This is a genomic window from Oceanobacillus sp. AG, from assembly GCF_009746545.1.
Lineage (GTDB): Bacteria > Bacillota > Bacilli > Bacillales > Amphibacillaceae > Oceanobacillus > Oceanobacillus indicireducens.
In genome coordinates this window covers 17,321-34,168 of sequence record NZ_WOWT01000015.1, presented here as the reverse complement: position 1 = coordinate 34,168, position 16,848 = coordinate 17,321, and the positions used below count along the sequence as shown (strand labels likewise).

At 40.4% G+C, this 16,848-nt stretch carries 14 protein-coding genes; 1 reads left to right on the top strand and 13 read right to left on the bottom strand.

The features are described 5' to 3' along the window. Positions 1-6: 6 nt before the first annotated feature. From GN217_RS09540 to mutS, 8 genes are all read right to left on the bottom strand, one after another. Positions 7-1,251: a methionine gamma-lyase family protein gene (locus GN217_RS09540; RefSeq protein WP_156856463.1), complete on the bottom strand. Its 1,245-nt coding sequence runs from the start codon at positions 1,249-1,251 to the stop codon at positions 7-9. A gap of 9 nt (positions 1,252-1,260) precedes the next feature. Next, positions 1,261-2,493, bottom strand: coding sequence for a GTPase HflX (gene hflX / locus GN217_RS09535; protein ID WP_156856462.1), 1,233 nt, complete (start codon positions 2,491-2,493; stop codon positions 1,261-1,263). Positions 2,494-2,507: 14 nt separating this feature from the next. Next, entirely contained in the window at positions 2,508-3,422 is a 915-nt protein-coding gene (locus GN217_RS09530; RefSeq protein ID WP_156856461.1) for an AAA family ATPase, read from the bottom strand. Positions 3,423-3,661: 239 nt separating this feature from the next. Next, a complete protein-coding gene (hfq, locus tag GN217_RS09525) occupies positions 3,662-3,886 on the bottom strand; it encodes an RNA chaperone Hfq (protein WP_156856460.1) in 225 nt (74 codons plus the stop codon). Positions 3,887-3,924: 38 nt separating this feature from the next. Then, entirely contained in the window at positions 3,925-4,860 is a 936-nt protein-coding gene (gene miaA, locus GN217_RS09520; RefSeq protein ID WP_156856459.1) for a tRNA (adenosine(37)-N6)-dimethylallyltransferase MiaA, read from the bottom strand. 28 nt (positions 4,861-4,888) lie between these two features. Continuing rightward, positions 4,889-5,338 (bottom strand): Dps family protein, encoded by a 450-nt coding sequence (locus GN217_RS09515; RefSeq protein WP_156856458.1) that lies wholly within the window; start codon positions 5,336-5,338, stop codon positions 4,889-4,891. 400 nt (positions 5,339-5,738) lie between these two features. After that, a complete protein-coding gene (mutL, locus tag GN217_RS09510) occupies positions 5,739-7,571 on the bottom strand; it encodes a DNA mismatch repair endonuclease MutL (RefSeq protein ID WP_156856457.1) in 1,833 nt (610 codons plus the stop codon). 31 nt (positions 7,572-7,602) lie between these two features. After that, entirely contained in the window at positions 7,603-10,179 is a 2,577-nt protein-coding gene (mutS, locus tag GN217_RS09505; protein WP_156856456.1) for a DNA mismatch repair protein MutS, read from the bottom strand. Between the two features lie 234 nt (positions 10,180-10,413). Between mutS and cotE the strand changes: the two genes are divergently transcribed. Then, the gene (gene cotE / locus GN217_RS09500) at positions 10,414-10,989 is read left to right on the top strand and encodes an outer spore coat protein CotE (protein WP_156856455.1); all 576 of its coding nucleotides are present in this window, start codon (positions 10,414-10,416) and stop codon (positions 10,987-10,989) included. A 213-nt stretch (positions 10,990-11,202) separates the two neighbouring features. On the opposite strand, the gene GN217_RS09495 is transcribed toward cotE, so the two are convergent. From GN217_RS09495 to rny, 5 genes are all read right to left on the bottom strand, one after another. Then, a complete protein-coding gene (locus GN217_RS09495) occupies positions 11,203-11,613 on the bottom strand; it encodes a YlbF/YmcA family competence regulator (protein ID WP_156856454.1) in 411 nt (136 codons plus the stop codon). Position 11,614: 1 nt separating this feature from the next. Continuing rightward, entirely contained in the window at positions 11,615-13,171 is a 1,557-nt protein-coding gene (miaB, locus tag GN217_RS09490) for a tRNA (N6-isopentenyl adenosine(37)-C2)-methylthiotransferase MiaB (RefSeq protein WP_156856453.1), read from the bottom strand. A gap of 147 nt (positions 13,172-13,318) precedes the next feature. Continuing rightward, on the bottom strand, positions 13,319-13,579 hold the full coding sequence (locus GN217_RS09485) for a stage V sporulation protein S (RefSeq protein WP_156856452.1): 261 nt from the start codon (positions 13,577-13,579) through the stop codon (positions 13,319-13,321). A 143-nt stretch (positions 13,580-13,722) separates the two neighbouring features. Then, complete coding sequence (locus GN217_RS09480; RefSeq protein ID WP_156856451.1) at positions 13,723-14,520, bottom strand: TIGR00282 family metallophosphoesterase; 798 nt, start codon at positions 14,518-14,520, stop codon at positions 13,723-13,725. 659 nt (positions 14,521-15,179) lie between these two features. Further along, the gene (gene rny, locus GN217_RS09475; protein ID WP_156856450.1) at positions 15,180-16,745 is read right to left on the bottom strand and encodes a ribonuclease Y; all 1,566 of its coding nucleotides are present in this window, start codon (positions 16,743-16,745) and stop codon (positions 15,180-15,182) included. Positions 16,746-16,848: the final 103 nt, after the last annotated feature.

The window sequence follows — 16,848 nt, the reverse complement described above, 5'->3', positions numbered from 1 at the left end:
TATACCCTATTCAACGAGGAGAAAACCTTTTTTCTCAAGTGCTGTGACTGCCCGGGTTAAAGCAAGTTTTACGTGGGAATACGTAAGCCCCCCTTGAACGTAAGCCGTGTACGGAGCACGGATTGGTCCATCTGCGGATAATTCAATGCTTGATCCTTGAATGAATGTTCCCCCTGCCATAATGACTTCATCTTCATAGCCTGGCATTTCACTTGGAAATGGTGTCACATAAGCATTTACAGGGGAATTCTCTTGGATTGCCTGGCAAAATGCAATCATTTGCTCCGCTGTATCGAATGTGACAGATTGGATTAAATCGGTCCGTTTGCTCTGGTAAGCTGGTGTCGTTGTAAACCCGGCCAATTCAAGGAATCGTGATGTAAATATTGCGCCCTTTAATGCTTCGCCAACTACATGAGGAGCGAGGAAAAATCCTTGAAACAGTTCTTGCAGCATGTTTAATGTCGCTCCGCTTTCTTTCCCTAGTCCAGGTGCAGTTAAACGGTTGGCACATTGTTCGACCAAAAGTTCGTCTCCCACAATATAGCCACCAGAGCGAACAATTCCTCCGCCTGGATTTTTAATGAGGGACCCTGCCATCAGATTAACACCTACATGAGTTGGTTCCAGCTCTTCCACAAATTCACCGTAACAATTATCAACAAATACGATAACGTCATCTTTTATTTCTTTTACAAAATCGACCATTTCTTTAATTTCTGCCACTGTGAAAGAAGGTCGGTCATCATAACCTTTTGAACGCTGAATGCCGATTACTTTCGTATTTGCTCGGATTCTTTGACTGACGGCAGCAAAATCAACAGCCCCGTCCTCCTGCAAATCAACTTCTCCATAACCGATTGCATACTCTTTTAATGAACCTGGAGAATTTCCTCTTTTACCAACTACTTCTTCGAGCGTATCGTACGGCTTTCCTGTTATATATAGGAGTTCATCTCCTGGTCGAAGCACACCAAATAAGGCGGTCGAGATGGCATGTGTACCGGAAACGAGTTGGGGACGGACGAGCGCATCTTCTGTCCCGAATACATCACGATATACCGCTTCAAGCGCGTCCCTGCCCATATCATCATACCCATAACCAGTTGTAGAGTTAAAATGGCTGTCACTTACCCGATTTTCAATAAAAGCATCGAGCACACGTTGCTGATTTTTCTCCACTACGGTATTTACTTGTTCTTTCAATGTTTTAATATCTTGTTCTGTCTGGTTGATTAAGTCCAAAAGCATATTTGTTCATTACTCCTTTAATCTGTTTAATAATGCATGATTTTCTCGAATGTATCCTTTAATATGATAGCGATTATCCGCTTCATTATAGGACTTATCTGTAAGGATTGCTTCTTGCTCCAATTGGACCATCAGTCTGCCTTCATTTGCTTCCAGCGCGACATGGAACGGCACCCATACCTCTTTTAACATCTCTTCTATTTTCCTTAAGATGAGCTGCATATCTTCTTCTTCGTACGCAGAAACAAGAGAATACGGGCGTTCGTGAGCAATGAAATCTTCCTCTAGAAGGTCTTTCTTATTATAAATATATAACATCGGCAATTGATCTGCATCCAATTCCTGTAAAAGTTCTTCCACTGTTTCAATATGTTGTTCGTAATCCACATGGGATACATCGATAACATGTAAAAGAAAATCAGCTTCTGCAACTTCCTCTAATGTTGAACGGAATGCTGCAATAAGAGATGTCGGAAGATCCTGAAGGAAACCAACCGTATCGGTCATTATCGCTTGAAATCCAGAGGGGAGTACGACCCTCCTCGTTAATGGATCCAGTGTCGCAAAAAGCTTATCTTCCTGAAGTGTATTACTATCCGTTAATTGATTAAATAAAGTTGATTTTCCAGCATTTGTATACCCGACAATGGCAATCTGGAAAATCGCATTATTCCTTCTGCGTTTCCGGTATTGCTCACGCTGGTTGACAACAAGTTTTAGGCGATTTTTAATATCACCGATTCTGCGCCGGATATGACGGCGGTCTGTTTCTAATTGCGTTTCTCCCGGACCTCTTGTCCCAATTCCACCGCCGAGACGGGATAATTCAATTCCCTGACCTCGTAATCTTGGTAATAAATATTCCAATTGGGCAAGCTCCACTTGCAGCTTACCTTCTTTCGTTTGAGCCCGCTGCGCAAAGATATCTAAGATCAGCTGGCTCCGATCAATAATCCGGACTCCTAGATAATTATTTAAATTCCTTAATTGGCCGCTAGACAATTCATCGTTGGAAATAACAAGGTCGATTTCCTTTGCTTCAACCTCATCTTTAATCTCCCTCAATTTCCCTTCACCGAGGTAGGTTGCCGGATGGATGTGGTTGCGATTTTGCGTGAAAACCCCCTCCACTTTCCCGCCGGCTGTATTACTCAATGAGATTATTTCATCGAGTGACGATTGAAACCGTTCCTGTAATTGTTCTGGCTTTCTTACTGCGATAACTAAAATCTTTTCTGCCATAAGTTACCTCTCTTTTACTCATTTTCAAATTTAATATCTGCTGCGGTAATTTCCATTAGCCTTTCCGGTTGGTAATTTTCCGTCTGGACGAGTCGGTATGCCTGTAACCGAATCGCCTTTTCCATCAAGTTCCGTACCGAACGGGCATTGGCGAAATGTCTTCCTTTCGTTGCTAATTGATGATATAAATAATCCCTTAGCTTTCTGTCCGCTTCCATTGTTAATTGATATTCCCTTAATCGAACCATTTGATGTGCTATTTCCATTAATTCTTCCAATTTATAATCGGGAAAATCAAGAATAAACGGAAACCGCGATTCCAGTCCTGGATTGGTCGAAAGAAATCGGCCCATTTCAGAGGGATAACCTGCGAGTATAAGAATGAAATCCTTGTGACCGTCTTCCATATGTTTTACAAGTGTATCAATCGCCTCTTTACCAAAGTCCTTTTCTCCACCGCGGGCAAGTGAATAGGCTTCATCGATAAAGAGAATGCCCCCCATTGCTTTTTCAATTAGCGCTCTTGTTTTTTGCGCCGTCTGTCCAATATATTCCCCAACAAGATCGGCCCGTTCCGCTTCAATAAAATGTCCCTTCGAAAGGATTCCAAGGTCAACATATAATTTAGCAAGTCTGCGTGCAAGTGTTGTTTTTCCTGTACCGGGATTGCCCTTAAATAACATATGCAATACTTGCTGGTTAGAAGAAAGCCCTGCTTCCTTTCTTTTTTCGTTAATAAGTACGGTCGCATAAATTTGTTTTATCGTTGTTTTAATTTGTTTAACGCCAACAAACGAGTTAAAAGCTTCCTCTATTTGTTTGAACTGATTATTAAAACCGGCTGAACGCTTTCTTTCAGTCTGGGATAGAGTATCTTGCAAAACAATATTGATCCGGCCATTCCGGCTCGCTCTCATTTCCGTTTCCATATACTCACTCCTTCGTCATCCCAGTATACGTAAATAATCATAAAAGGGTGACAAACGCCCAAATTCAAAGACAGTAGTGTCCATCCAGGCTAAGTGCGCGGGTTCGATGTCGCCCCATACATGAGAGTACTTAATCGAACTTCCTTTTTACAGGAATGCTATAAAGTAAAACTCATTCAGCAAGTGGGAGGATAGAAGTTTCATTAGAAAACGGATGCCAATAATAGCATCCGTCGTTATTACTCATTTTCTAAGTTAACATTTTTCACTGGCGCAAAAGTTGAAATTGCGTGTTTGAAAATTAGTTGCTGCTTTCCGTCGGTTTCCAGTAAAATCGTAAAATTATCAAACGCTTTGATAATCCCTCGTAATTGAAATCCATTTGTCAGAAAGACAGTAACCGAAGTGTGATTCTTTCTTAATTGATTTAAATAATGTTCTTGAATGTTGACATTTTGTGCCATGGTACTTCCTCCCTTTTTCTATCTATATAATCTTAATTCTACTTCATTTTCAATATTCCTGCTATCTTTTGCAAAATCATTGTAAACTTTTCCTCTTTTTCTTCCGGATGGATTGAAAACCACTCTACTGGCAATTGGTTTTTAAACCAGGTAAATTGCCTTTTTGCATAGCGTCTTGAATTTTGTTTCAATTTCTCGATTGCTTCATCGAGACCTTCTTTGCCTTCTAAATACGGAATAAATTCTTTATAGCCAATCGCTTTCATTGCCTTGGTATTTGTGTAACCCGCATGATAGAGAGCCGTAACTTCTTCAAGCAGGCCTTCTTCCATCATCATATCCACGCGGGCATTAATTTGTTCATAAAGTGTTGCTCTTTCCATTTCAAGCCCGATAAACAATGTATTGTACTTCGGTTCTTTTTTTTGCTCACTTTCCCATTCCGTTTTGGTTTTCCCGGTAGTTTCATATATTTCCAGCGCACGAATAACGCGACGATGGTTGTTTGGGTGAATTTTTCTTGCCTGATCGGGATCGACCTCCTCAAGACGGCGGTAAATCTGGTTAATCCCTTCTTCTCTTGCTTCATTTTCTAACTTTTTAGTCCTGAATTCATCCCGAGGGATGTCAGGGAAATTATAATCAAATAAAGCAGCCTGTATGTATAGGCCGCTACCGCCCACAATTATAGGCAGGCGGCCTCTTGCGGTAATTTCTTCGATTCTGTTTTCCACATCAGCTTTGTATGCTGCTGCCGAATATTCTTCCGTCGGCTCTAACATATCAAGCAGATGATGGGGGATTCCTGCCATTTCTTCTTTACGGATTTTAGCCGTACCGATATCCATCCCTTTGTACACTTGCATCGAGTCACCGCTGATGATTTCACCTTGCAGTTGTTTGGCAAGATAAATACTGAGAGCTGTTTTCCCAACAGCTGTTGGACCTACAATCGCTATGACTGTTTTTTTCATCGTATTACCCCTAGATTATTATAGATTGTTATTTCTCTTCCTGATAGCTCCTGAGCATCCATAGTTCTTTCTCGAATGATGCCAATTGTTCAATAAGCAAATCATTCGTCGGTTCATCCGCGAATTCTGCTGTTAATACAAGACCGGTCTCTCTTATTTCATTAGCGATTTTCTCAAAATCATGAATTAATTGGGTAATCATTTCCGCCTCTGTATCATCCGCGTTCGCTTCTTCAAGCGTGCCTTGCTTCAAATACATACTCATGGTCGCGAGCGGCTGGCCACCGATCATAATGATTCGTTCAGCAACTTCATCAAGCTGGTCTGCTGAACGATTGTAGAGCCCTTCAAAATGTTCATGGAGCTGGAAAAAATTCTTTCCTTTAACGTACCAATGGTAGCGATGGAGCTTCACATAAAGAATAAAGTGATTGGATAGTAATTGGTTCAAAAAGTTTATTAACGACTGGTTATCCAAAGCTATTCACCTCATGAATTTTTTCTTACTAGTTTACTCCATTCAGGTATTTGTTATACCCTAAAACTTTCACACCTCAAACAGGAAAGTAAATCAGCAGCCTCATCAAGCACTCGCTGTGTTTGAAGAATTTTTTTGGGTGATCCCTTTTATTCAGTGTAAATTTTCATCTGGAGGTCCGCCGGGAAGCTGAACGGCGGGTAGAACTAGGACGCTAAAAATGAGAATGCTCAAGACACTTGCGCTGATTAAGGTAATCCGTCATGTCTTTCGTTTACTTTTAAAAAGGCATTATTGGGAAATGGAACAAACTTTTAGAGTCGTATCCATAGGCCTAAGTACTAATTATAACAAGGGATAGCAAACTGTTTTTAGGCTGCGAAGGCTTGAGGTTATACCTTTACATGCTCCGCTTAAACATCTTCTCAAGCTCATAGCTGGAAAAATGGATAATGATCGGTCGTCCATGAGGGCAAGTGAACGGATCTGTTGTCGATCTCAAGTCTTCAATTAGTCGGAACATATCATCTATCGTCAGATGATGATTTGCTTTAATCGATCGTTTACAGGCCATCATAATTGCCGCTTCCTCACGGATATGCGCGATATTAATTTTATCATCTTTCATAATCTGCTCGATAATATCACGAACGACTTCTTCCTCAAATCCCTTTGGAAACCAACTCGGACAGGAACGAATGATATACGTTTTCTCCCCAAACGGTTCAAAAAAGAGCCCGACCTTTTCCAAGTCCTCTTTATATGCTTCGATAAACAATGCCTCTTGGTTCGAAAATTCAAAAGTTAAAGGGAGGAGCAGTTGTTGGGAGTCCGTACTCGGTTTCCCAAGTTTATCCCTAAAAAACTCATATTTGATTCGCTCCTGGGCAGCATGCTGGTCAATCATATAAAAGCCTTCTTCATTCTGTGCGAGAATGTACGTGCCATGCAGCTGACCAATCGGATAAATCAATGGAATCCGGTCTTCTTTAGGTGCCTCTACCGCCTCTTCCTGTACCGGTTCTAGATATTCTGGTTCAGGATCTGGCACCGGGATCGTTTCATCCTGTTGCTGAATCGACTCTTTCATGACCGGTGGCTGTATTTCTCTTGTCGGTTCTTTAATAATGGTTTCTTCTCTAACCGATTGCTTGTCCACTTCCTCTTCCATAGGTGCCGAAAAGGTGAATTGTTCTTGGATTGATTGCTGTTTTTCTTTTGGTTGTTTATATTCGATTTCCGGTATTAAAGTCTCTTGTCTAAGTGCTGTTCGGATGGTTTCTTTCACAGATTCATAAAGTTCTTTATCCTTACTAAACCGTACCTCCAGTTTCGTTGGATGAACGTTCACGTCCACTAAAATTGGATCCATGTTTATTTTCAGAACGACGAGTGGATACTTTCCAATGGTAAGCATTGTATGATACCCATCCATAACTGCTTTAGCCAATGGATAATTCTTAATATAACGGCCATTGATAATCGTCGATATGAAATTACGTGAAGCACGAGTCACTTCCGGCCGGGCGATATACCCTGTAATTTCATAATCAAGCGATTCATGGTGAACTGGAAGCATCTTGCGCGCTACTGACATGCCATACACTTGAGCAATGACTTGCAACAAATCACCGCTTCCAGAAGTTTTAAATAACGTTCTTCCATTATGAATCGCCTCAAAGCGAATTTCCGGATAAGATAGAGCGAGTCGGTTTAATAAATCAGTAATATGGCCTAATTCCGTATGAAGGCTTTTCATATATTTCAATCGGGCTGGAGTATTGTAAAATAGTTGCTCGACAGTTATCTCTGTACCCTTTCTCGCATCACTTTTATTTCTTTCTACAATCTCACCGCCTTCAATGGATAAAATAGTACCAGCTTCTTCTCCTGTAGATGTTTTGAGAGTTAGTTTGCTGACAGCAGCAATACTTGCAAGCGCCTCGCCACGGAATCCGAGGGTACGGACATGGAATAAGTCTGTCTCATTACTGATCTTGCTTGTCGCGTGGGCGAGAAATGCCCGCTCGCTATCAGCCGCGGTCATTCCATCCCCATTGTCCGTCACTTTAATTCGGGTAATTCCTGCTTCATCAAGTTCTATTTTTATCGAGGTACTACCCGCATCAATACTATTTTCCACCAACTCCTTCACAACAGATGCAGGACGTTCGACAACTTCTCCTGCTGCAATTTTATTCGCCAGTTCGGTAGGCATCTGTTTTATTTTCATAGAAACATCCTTTCTAACTTCAAGCCGTCCGTTATTTTAGCTTTTTTTGGAGTTGATATAATGCATTCATTGCTTCCATTGGCGTCATTTCAAATAAGTTTAACTGTCCTAAGTCATCGATTACTTGCTGCTCTTTTTTTGTGAGCTTATTTTCTTTCTCAGGTGAATTTTCTTCAATAAAGAAGGAGAGTTGACCAGCTTCCATTCTTTCTGTGACCGGTTCATGTTCAGCACCCTCTTCCAATTCTGTAAGAATCGCCGTCGCCCGTTCAATTAATGCATCTGGAAGTCCAGCGAGCTTGGCAACTTGAATTCCGTAACTTTGGTCTGCCGAACCTTCCTTAATCTGGTGAAGAAATACAACATTGCCCTCATATTCTTCCGCGCGGACATGAATATTCTTCAACCGTGGAAGGGTCTCTTCCATCGCAGTTAATTCATGATAATGTGTGGAAAACAATGTTTTTGCTTCTATATTATGATGAATGTACTCTACAATCGCTTGGGCAAGTGCCATGCCATCATATGTACTCGTTCCTCTGCCTATTTCATCCAGTAGGATTAAACTGCGATCGGTCGCTTTTGCCAAAGCATGATTTGCTTCAAGCATCTCCACCATAAATGTACTTTGACCAGAAACAAGATCATCAGCAGCACCAATCCGCGTAAAAATCTGATCGAATAGGAGCAAATCAGCTTCCTCACACGGTACAAAACATCCGATTTGAGCCATAATTACCGTTAGAGCGAGTTGCCGCATATACGTGCTCTTACCTGACATGTTCGGACCGGTAATTAATAGAATACTATTTTCGTTATCCAGTTGAACGTCATTCGGCACAAATGTCCCCTCTGTCATTACTTGCTCAACAACTGGGTGGCGGCCATTTTTAATCGATAAATTCTCTCTCACAAAGCGCGGTCTTGTGTAATTATTTGCCTCACTGACTGTAGCAAAGGACTGAAGCACATCAATCTGACTGATATGCTCAGCAAGTTCTTGGAAGAGTGGAATATGATTTTTCATTTTATCTCTAATTTCAACGAATAAATCATGCTCCAGTTCGATACTTTTATCTTCTGCTTCAAGAATAATTGTCTCTTTTTCTTTTAGTTCTGGCGTGATGAACCGTTCGGCATTCGTTAACGTTTGCTTTCGTTCATATCGTCCTTCTGGTAAAAGATGTAAATTCGCTTTCGTAACTTCAATATAATAACCAAATACTCGGTTATATCCGATTTTTAGTGATCTGATGTTGGTTCGTTCTTTTTCTTTTTGTTCTAATTCTGCGATCCATTGTTTCCCATTTCGCGATGCATCACGGTATTCATCTAGTTGTGCATTGTATCCATCTTTGATGATATCTCCTTCTGTGATCGATGCAGGCGGGTCATTCGTAATACTTTGCTCAAGCAGTGCAACGACTTCTTTAGGATAGGTAAGTTCATCTGCTAATACTTTCATTTCTTCATTTGGGAATTGATAGAGAACTTGTTTGATTTCAGGGATGTTTTGTAAGGATTGTTTCAACTGGATGAGATCGCGCGCATTTACATTCCCGTAAGCGATCCTTGCAGCCAATCTTTCCATATCATATACGGACTTCAACGCTTCTCTCAGCATGTCCCTTTCCATAAACCCGTTGTAAAATACTTCAACGATATTCAATCGTCTTTCAATTTCTGTTTTCGTTAACAGCGGTCGCTCGAGCCACTTTTTCAATGTACGAGAGCCCATTGCTGTAATCGTTTCATCGAGCACCCATAATAAACTGCCATGTTTCCCTTTTTTGATAATCGTTTCTGTTAATTCCAGATTACGTTTTGAAAACATATCGAGTGATAAATAATTCTTTAATTCGATAACAGTTGCCTGTTGTAAATGGTCGAGTGAACGTTTCTGGGTCTGTTGAATATAGTTAAGCAACCTGCTAAAGGCTGTCATTAGACGTTCGTCATTTAAATTCTCTGCTAAGTTACGGTACTCCCCATTAAATGTAATTTCATCTTGATAAGATAATGTAATCTGTAACCTTTCTTTTAACTGCGCTTGCAAATCCTCTTCTAAAGTGGAAGATATGACAATTTCTTTGATCGGCTGATTGTATAATTCATGAAGAACTGCTTCCCAGCCTGCTTCAATGAGAGTTACACGGTTCTCCCCGGTCGATAAATCGTTATAAACAACGACATAAGAGCCGTCATTGAAATGTGAAAGACTGCAGAGATAATTATTCTCCCCTTCATCAAGCATCGATTGCGACATAACCGTACCAGGAGTAATAATCTGAACGACCTCTCTTTTCACAACACCCTTTGCTGTTTTGGGGTCTTCTACTTGTTCACAGATTGCTACTTTATAGCCTTTATCTATTAATGTTTTTATATAGTTCTCCGCAGAATGATAAGGAACTCCGCACATTGGAATTGCTTCACTTTCACGCTGTGCGCCTCTTTTTGTTAATGTTATTTCAAGTTCTTGTGCCGCTTTAATTGCATCATCATAAAATAATTCATAGAAATCACCTAGGCGGTAAAATAAAAATGAATCTTGGTGAGCGGCTTTTATTCTTAAGTATTGTTCCATCATTGGTGTATTCTTTGCCATTATTAAGCCTCCAACATATCCGAAATCTTCTCCCGCCATTATAGCATAAATTAATAACTTCCCTCTAACCCGCTGACTTTTTCTTTTCAAATCAGCAGATATTAGAAAGTCAGGCAGATTTCTTTCCAACTTCAGTAGAAAGAATTGGATTTAATTTATTGATTTTGGAAGTATGCACTTTAGGTGTTTGCCATGCATAAAATGACTATGAAAAAAGAGGAGGTAAATACAGCTATGTCTTTTCTAAAAAAAGATTATCGAGAAATCATCACCAAGGCAGTTATTGGGAAGGGACGTAAGTTTACAAAGGAATTTCATACGGTTACTCCCCCAAACCGTCCCTCGAGCATTCTCGGGTGCTGGGTGATTAATCATTTATACCACGCAAAAATGAAATCTACGGATAGTGTAGAAATAAATGGTAGCTATGAAGTAAATATCTGGTATTCCTTTAATGATAATACAAAAACACAGGTTGTTACGGAAAAAGTAACATATCGTGATATTGTGCCCCTATCCATCAAAGATGAAAATTGCCTGAATGATGATTTCGATGTGATTGCGAAAGTGTTACAGCAGCCAAATTGCCTGGAATGCAAAATTGAGAAAAAAGGAAGTAAAATTAAAGTTGAGGTGGAAAGAGAATTTATCGTGCAAGTAATTGGCGAAACAAAATTACTCGTAAAAGTGGATCCGACTTGGGATGCAAATAAGGTGGAAGATGAAGACGACGATGAAGTGTGGGAGCATGCCGTGACAGATGATGAATTAGAAGATGTCCAAACAGATTTCATCCATACTAAAGATTAAGCAGTTTCCCAAGCGGAGAGCTAAAGTGAAACTTCATTCAATGAGGGAGGTATCCTTACCTCCCCCACTGAATGTTAGTTGAACAGAATCAGGGATTTACGGACTGTTTATCCCCCCTTTATATATTGGGCTTCCCTCATGTTTAGAAGAGGGGGATTACAGACCGTTCATACGTGATTAAAAACCAAGCATTCTATTATGCTTGGTTTTTAGCTATTTTGTTACTTTTGTACCTGTTTTCCCTTCTAATACATTACCGCCTGTTCCTTCAATAATACGGTTTGTTACTTCCCTAGAAATTGTAGTAGATACAAGCTGTAAGACATCATTTACTGTCACTTGGAGTTCTTTGAATTCCGAAACGATAGGGATACCGTCTAACTCACTTTGTAAACGATCCAGTTGCTCTTCTACACGAGCTAATGCTTCTTTCTTATCATAAGCCTGTAAATTTACTGCTTGTTTTTGTAAAGCTTTAATCTTTGTAATCAGTGTTTGAATTTTTGTACTTGCATTTATTTTAGCTTCGAGTTCTTTAAAGCGGTCAATTTCTTCCGTATTTGCTAGCATGTCTGCCAATTTTTTTGCCGCGTCAAGTACTTCTTTCCTTGAATACTGTGCCATGTTACTTCACCTCAATTTTACTTTCTGCCATGATACCATCTAAGGACCAAGTTTTTGCTTCGGTAATTTCCACTTCCACAATCTGACCAATTGCTGATTTCGGCCCTTTGAAGTTCACAAGCTTATTCTTCTCTGTATACCCTGCGAGAATATCAGGATTTTTCTTACTTTCACCCTCAACGAGTACTTTTACTGTTTTTCCTTCATATTTCCTCATTGATTCCGCAGATTGTTTGTTTACAAGTTCATTTAAACGATAAAGACGCTGTTTCTTCACTTCTTCTGGTACATCATCTTTTTTTCTTGCAGCCGGCGTTCCTTCACGCGGAGAGTAGATGAACGTGTACGCTGCTTCAAAACCGACTTCTTCCATTAGTGTCATCGTCTCTTCAAACTGTTCATCCGTTTCGTTCGGGAATCCGACAATGATGTCAGTCGTCAATGTGACATTTGGAATTGCTTTTTTAATTTTACGGACAAGTTCCAAGTATTCTTCCCGTGTATATTTACGGTTCATTTTCTTCAGAACTTCCGAGCTTCCGGATTGGACCGGTAAATGGATGTGGTCGAGCAAGTTTCCACCCTGGGCCAATACGTCAATCAAATGATCATCGAAATCTCTTGGATGTGATGTCGTGAAACGGACCCTTGGAATGTCAATTTTATGAATGTCATTCATTAAATCTCCAAAGGTATAATCCAGATCTTCAAAATCTTTTCCGTAAGCATTCACATTTTGACCGAGTAAGGTGACTTCTTTATAACCCTGGGCGACCAGATGTCTTACTTCTTGAATAATATCCTCCGGTCTTCTGCTGCGCTCTTTTCCTCTTGTCATTGGGACGATACAATACGTACAGAACTTATCACAGCCATACATGATGTTGACCCAAGCTTTGATTTTTCCTTTACGAGCTTTCGGAAGGTTTTCAATGATATCGCCTTCTTTAGACCATACTTCAATAACCATTTCCTTTCCAAACATCGCTTCTTTAATCAGGTGGGGTAACCGATGGATATTATGTGTTCCAAAAATAAGATCAATATGTTGATGTTTCTTTAATATCCGGTCAACAACTGATTCTTCTTGGGACATACATCCGCAAACACCAATGATGAGATCCGGATTTTCAAGCTTTAATGGTTTCAAGTGTCCAATCTCACCGAACACTTTATTTTCCGCATTTTCCCGGATGGCACAAGTATTTAATAAGATAATATCTGCTTCTTTTACATCTTCTGTTGCAGTATAACCCATTTCCATAAATATTCCAGCCATTACTTCTGTATCATGTTCATTCATTTGACAACCATAGGTGCGAATTAAGAACTTACGCCCCTCACCCACCGTTTGCATATCTTCGGGAATAGAAAAATCATATTTAAATTGGACTTCTTCTTTCCTTCTCTTTCTTGCTTTTTTAATGTCAGGGGTTTTGGGGGTGTAATTGGTATGGAAATACTTTGCGATCATATCTTCACTGGACGTTTGTTTAATCCGTTCGAAATTCTCTTCTGTATTAATTTGTGCCTGCTGCTTTCGCTCTTGTTCGTTCATCTCGGCTCTCCTTTCAATGAGTACTTCTATGTATAAGTTTACAACATAATAAGTATAAGGCTTATGAATAAATTTAACAATATATACCGCGAAACTGCAAATAAAAACCTTCCTTGATTAGAAGGAAGGCGTATGATTGCTTTTTAATTATCTTGGTTCCACGATTAATTTGATTGCAGTTCTTTCTTCTTCATCAATCTTGATATCAGTGAATGCCGGTATACAAATGAGATCTACTCCACTTGGAGCAACGAATCCTCTTGCAATGGCTACAGCCTTTATTGATTGATTCAATGCTCCTGCACCAATCGCCTGAATTTCTGCAGTTCCTCTTTCGCGAAGCACATTTGCGAGAGCCCCTGCTACTGAATTTGGATTAGATTTTGATGAAACCTTCAATACTTCCATTAGTAGTACCTCCCTTACCTCAGTTTTATAGTTCTATTTCTACTATATTCTTTGAGTTGTAAGCTTATTCCCTAAACCTGTTAGAAGACATCAGGAACAACCAACTCGTATTGCCTCAGCAAAAGGGATGTTCTGAATAACAGTCAGGCAAAGAAGGGGTGGTCATCATTGATTAATATTCTTTCGATGTCTACTGCTTTCCCTGTTTTTGAATCAATGGAAACTAACACTGCATTTAATTGTTTTCTACCCTTTTTTGTAATTTCAAAACGTACAGGCAGTGATGTTAGAAAGCGTTTTAGAACAGCTTCTCTTTCTACTCCAAGTATTCCATCGTAAGGACCAGTCATGCCTACATCAGTGATATAGGCGGTACCGTCGGGAAGAATTCGCTCGTCTGCAGTTTGTGTGTGAGTGTGTGTGCCGACGACAGCGCTGACTTTTCCGTCAATATACCAGCCAAATGCTTGCTTTTCACTTGTTGCTTCACCGTGGAAATCGACGAAAATAATGTTCGTGTGCTTTTTTGCTTCTTGAATCAGGTTATCTATCGTGGTAAATGGGTCTTCAATTGCTGGCAGGAAGGTTCTCCCTTGCATGTTAATGACAGCTACTTTAAGATCATTCACGTTTAAATAGATGATTCCTTTTCCTGGGTTGTTGTTCGGAAAGTTTGCAGGGCGGATAAGGTATTTGGCTTCATCAATGAAGTCAAAGATTTCTTTTTTATCCCATGTGTGGTTTCCCATTGTAATTGCTTGGGCACCCCATTCGAGGAAGTTGCGGTAAATCGTTTCTGTAATTCCTTTGCCCGCTGCTGCATTTTCGCCGTTAAGAATCGTGACGGTTGGGCGGTATTTTTCTTTTAATCTTGGCAGATATTCCTTAACCATTTCCCGTCCTGGTGAACCAACAACATCACCAATAAATAAAATTTTCATCTTTACATCATCCTAACCTAATTCCTAATTTTTAAAAGTCTGTTCTGTTTTCCCAATTACTCCCTCTTAGGAAGTAACCGAAAGAAACTACTGAATCCTTTCATTCAGCGTAAGTGTCTTTGCTCGTTCCTATAGTTTAGAACTCTAATCGCCGTTCAGTTGCCCGGTGGACGGATGCTTTCCGCGGGCACAGCCGAAGCCTCCTCGGGCTATCGCCCTGCGGGGTCTCCGGACTCGTGCTATTCCCGCAGGAGTCACCGTCCACCGGGCAACTGAACTGGAAGAGAGCGTTATTATTATTGGAAACAATCATATCATGATGAGAATTCTATTCTAAAATAATAAATAGGATTCCAAATTCGGTCTTCCCTGGGAGCAGTCCAGACACCTTGAGACTCCAGCAGGAGGATAGGCATAGGTGAGACCCCGCAGGGCGGCAGCCCGAGGAGGCTCACCAGCCGCCTGCGGAAAGCGAGAGGTGTCTGGACTGCGAACCTCCAGAAGAAAGTTGCACTTACGCTGAATGAAAGTAATTACGATTTCGATTTCTTGGTGTCATCGTTTTCTTATTTTAGGGGTGGCGAAGGTTGAATTATTATTTTACCCAGTAAAGATTTTTTAAACGGTGGCAAAAAATAAAAGCAGTCCGATGACTGCTTTTATTTGGCATATTCAACTGCTCTTGTTTCCCTGATTACCGTTACTTTAATATGGCCAGGGTAATCGAGCTCGCTTTCGATACGATTACGAATCTCCCTTGCAACTCTCAATGAATCAAGATCATCAATTTCATCAGGTTTTACCATAATACGAATCTCTCTACCCGCCTGAATTGCATAGGATTTCTCTACACCTTCGAATGATTCGGAGATTTCCTCTAGTTTCTCCAGACGTCTAATGTAGTTCTCGAGCGTTTCGCTTCTTGCACCTGGCCGTGCAGCGGATAGGGCATCAGCTGCTGCGACTAATACTGAAATGATGGAAGTAGGTTCTTCATCACCATGGTGGGAAGCAATCGCATTAATGACAACCTCATGCTCTTTATATTTCATCGCAAGTTCTTTTCCAATTTCTACGTGACTACCTTCTACTTCATGGTCAATCGCTTTTCCAATATCATGAAGTAAACCAGCTCTTCTTGCTAATATTACATCTTCACCTAGTTCTGCAGCAAGCAAACCAGATAAGTAAGCAACTTCTGCCGAATGTTTTAATACGTTTTGACCATAGCTTGTACGATATTTTAGACGACCAAGTATTTTCACAAGATCCGGGTGCAGTCCATGCACACCAACCTCAAATGTCGTTTCTTCACCGACTTCACGAATATATTCATCAACTTCACGTCTTGCTTTATCTACCATTTCTTCAATTCGTGCCGGATGGATTCTTCCATCTTGGACAAGTTTTTCCAAGGCAATACGAGCAATTTCCCGGCGAATTGGATCAAATCCAGATAATATAACAGCTTCTGGCGTGTCATCGATAATTAAATCAATACCAGTCAACGTTTCTAATGTTCGTATATTACGTCCTTCTCGACCAATGATTCGACCTTTCATCTCATCATTTGGCAGGGTGACGACAGATACAGTTGTCTCAGCAACATGGTCTGCAGCACAGCGTTGCAGCGCTAACGAGAGAATGCTTTTCGCTTTTTTATCAGCTTCTTCTTTCGCCTGATTCTCTGTTTCTTTAATCATAATAGCCGCTTCATGCTTCACTTCTTTTTCAATTCGTTCTAAAATAATTTGTTTTGCCTGGTCCGTTGTATAACCTGAAATGCGCTCAAGCTCAGCTTGCTGCTCCTCTTTCATAGCCTGCACTTTGCTTTCCATTTCTTCAGTTTGCTGTTGTCTCTCCGTTAAAGCTTCTTCCCGTTTCTCCAGTGATAATTCACGGTTATCTAGAGAGACACTTTTTTGGTCAAGAATATCTTCTTTTTGCGTTAAGCGATTTTCTTGTTTCTGGAGTTCAGCACGGCGTTCACGCAGCTCATCCTCTGCTTGCTGTCGTAATTTATGGTTCTCATCTCTTGCTTCAAGGAGTGCTTCCTTTTTAGCTGCATCCGCATTCCGATGTGCTTCTTCGACGATTTGTTTCGCTAAGTCTTCTGCACTTGAAATCTTTGCTTCTGCAATCGATTTACGAATCAGATAACCAACAAACAGACCTATGATAAGGATGAATACTAGCAAAAGGGAGATGATCAAAGGGTGGTCCATATTTTTCACCTCCTATTGCTATAAAGTTGTTGTACAATTCATTATCTTCGTCATGTACCCATTATCAATACAAGGATTAATAATTACCGTATAATTGAATAAA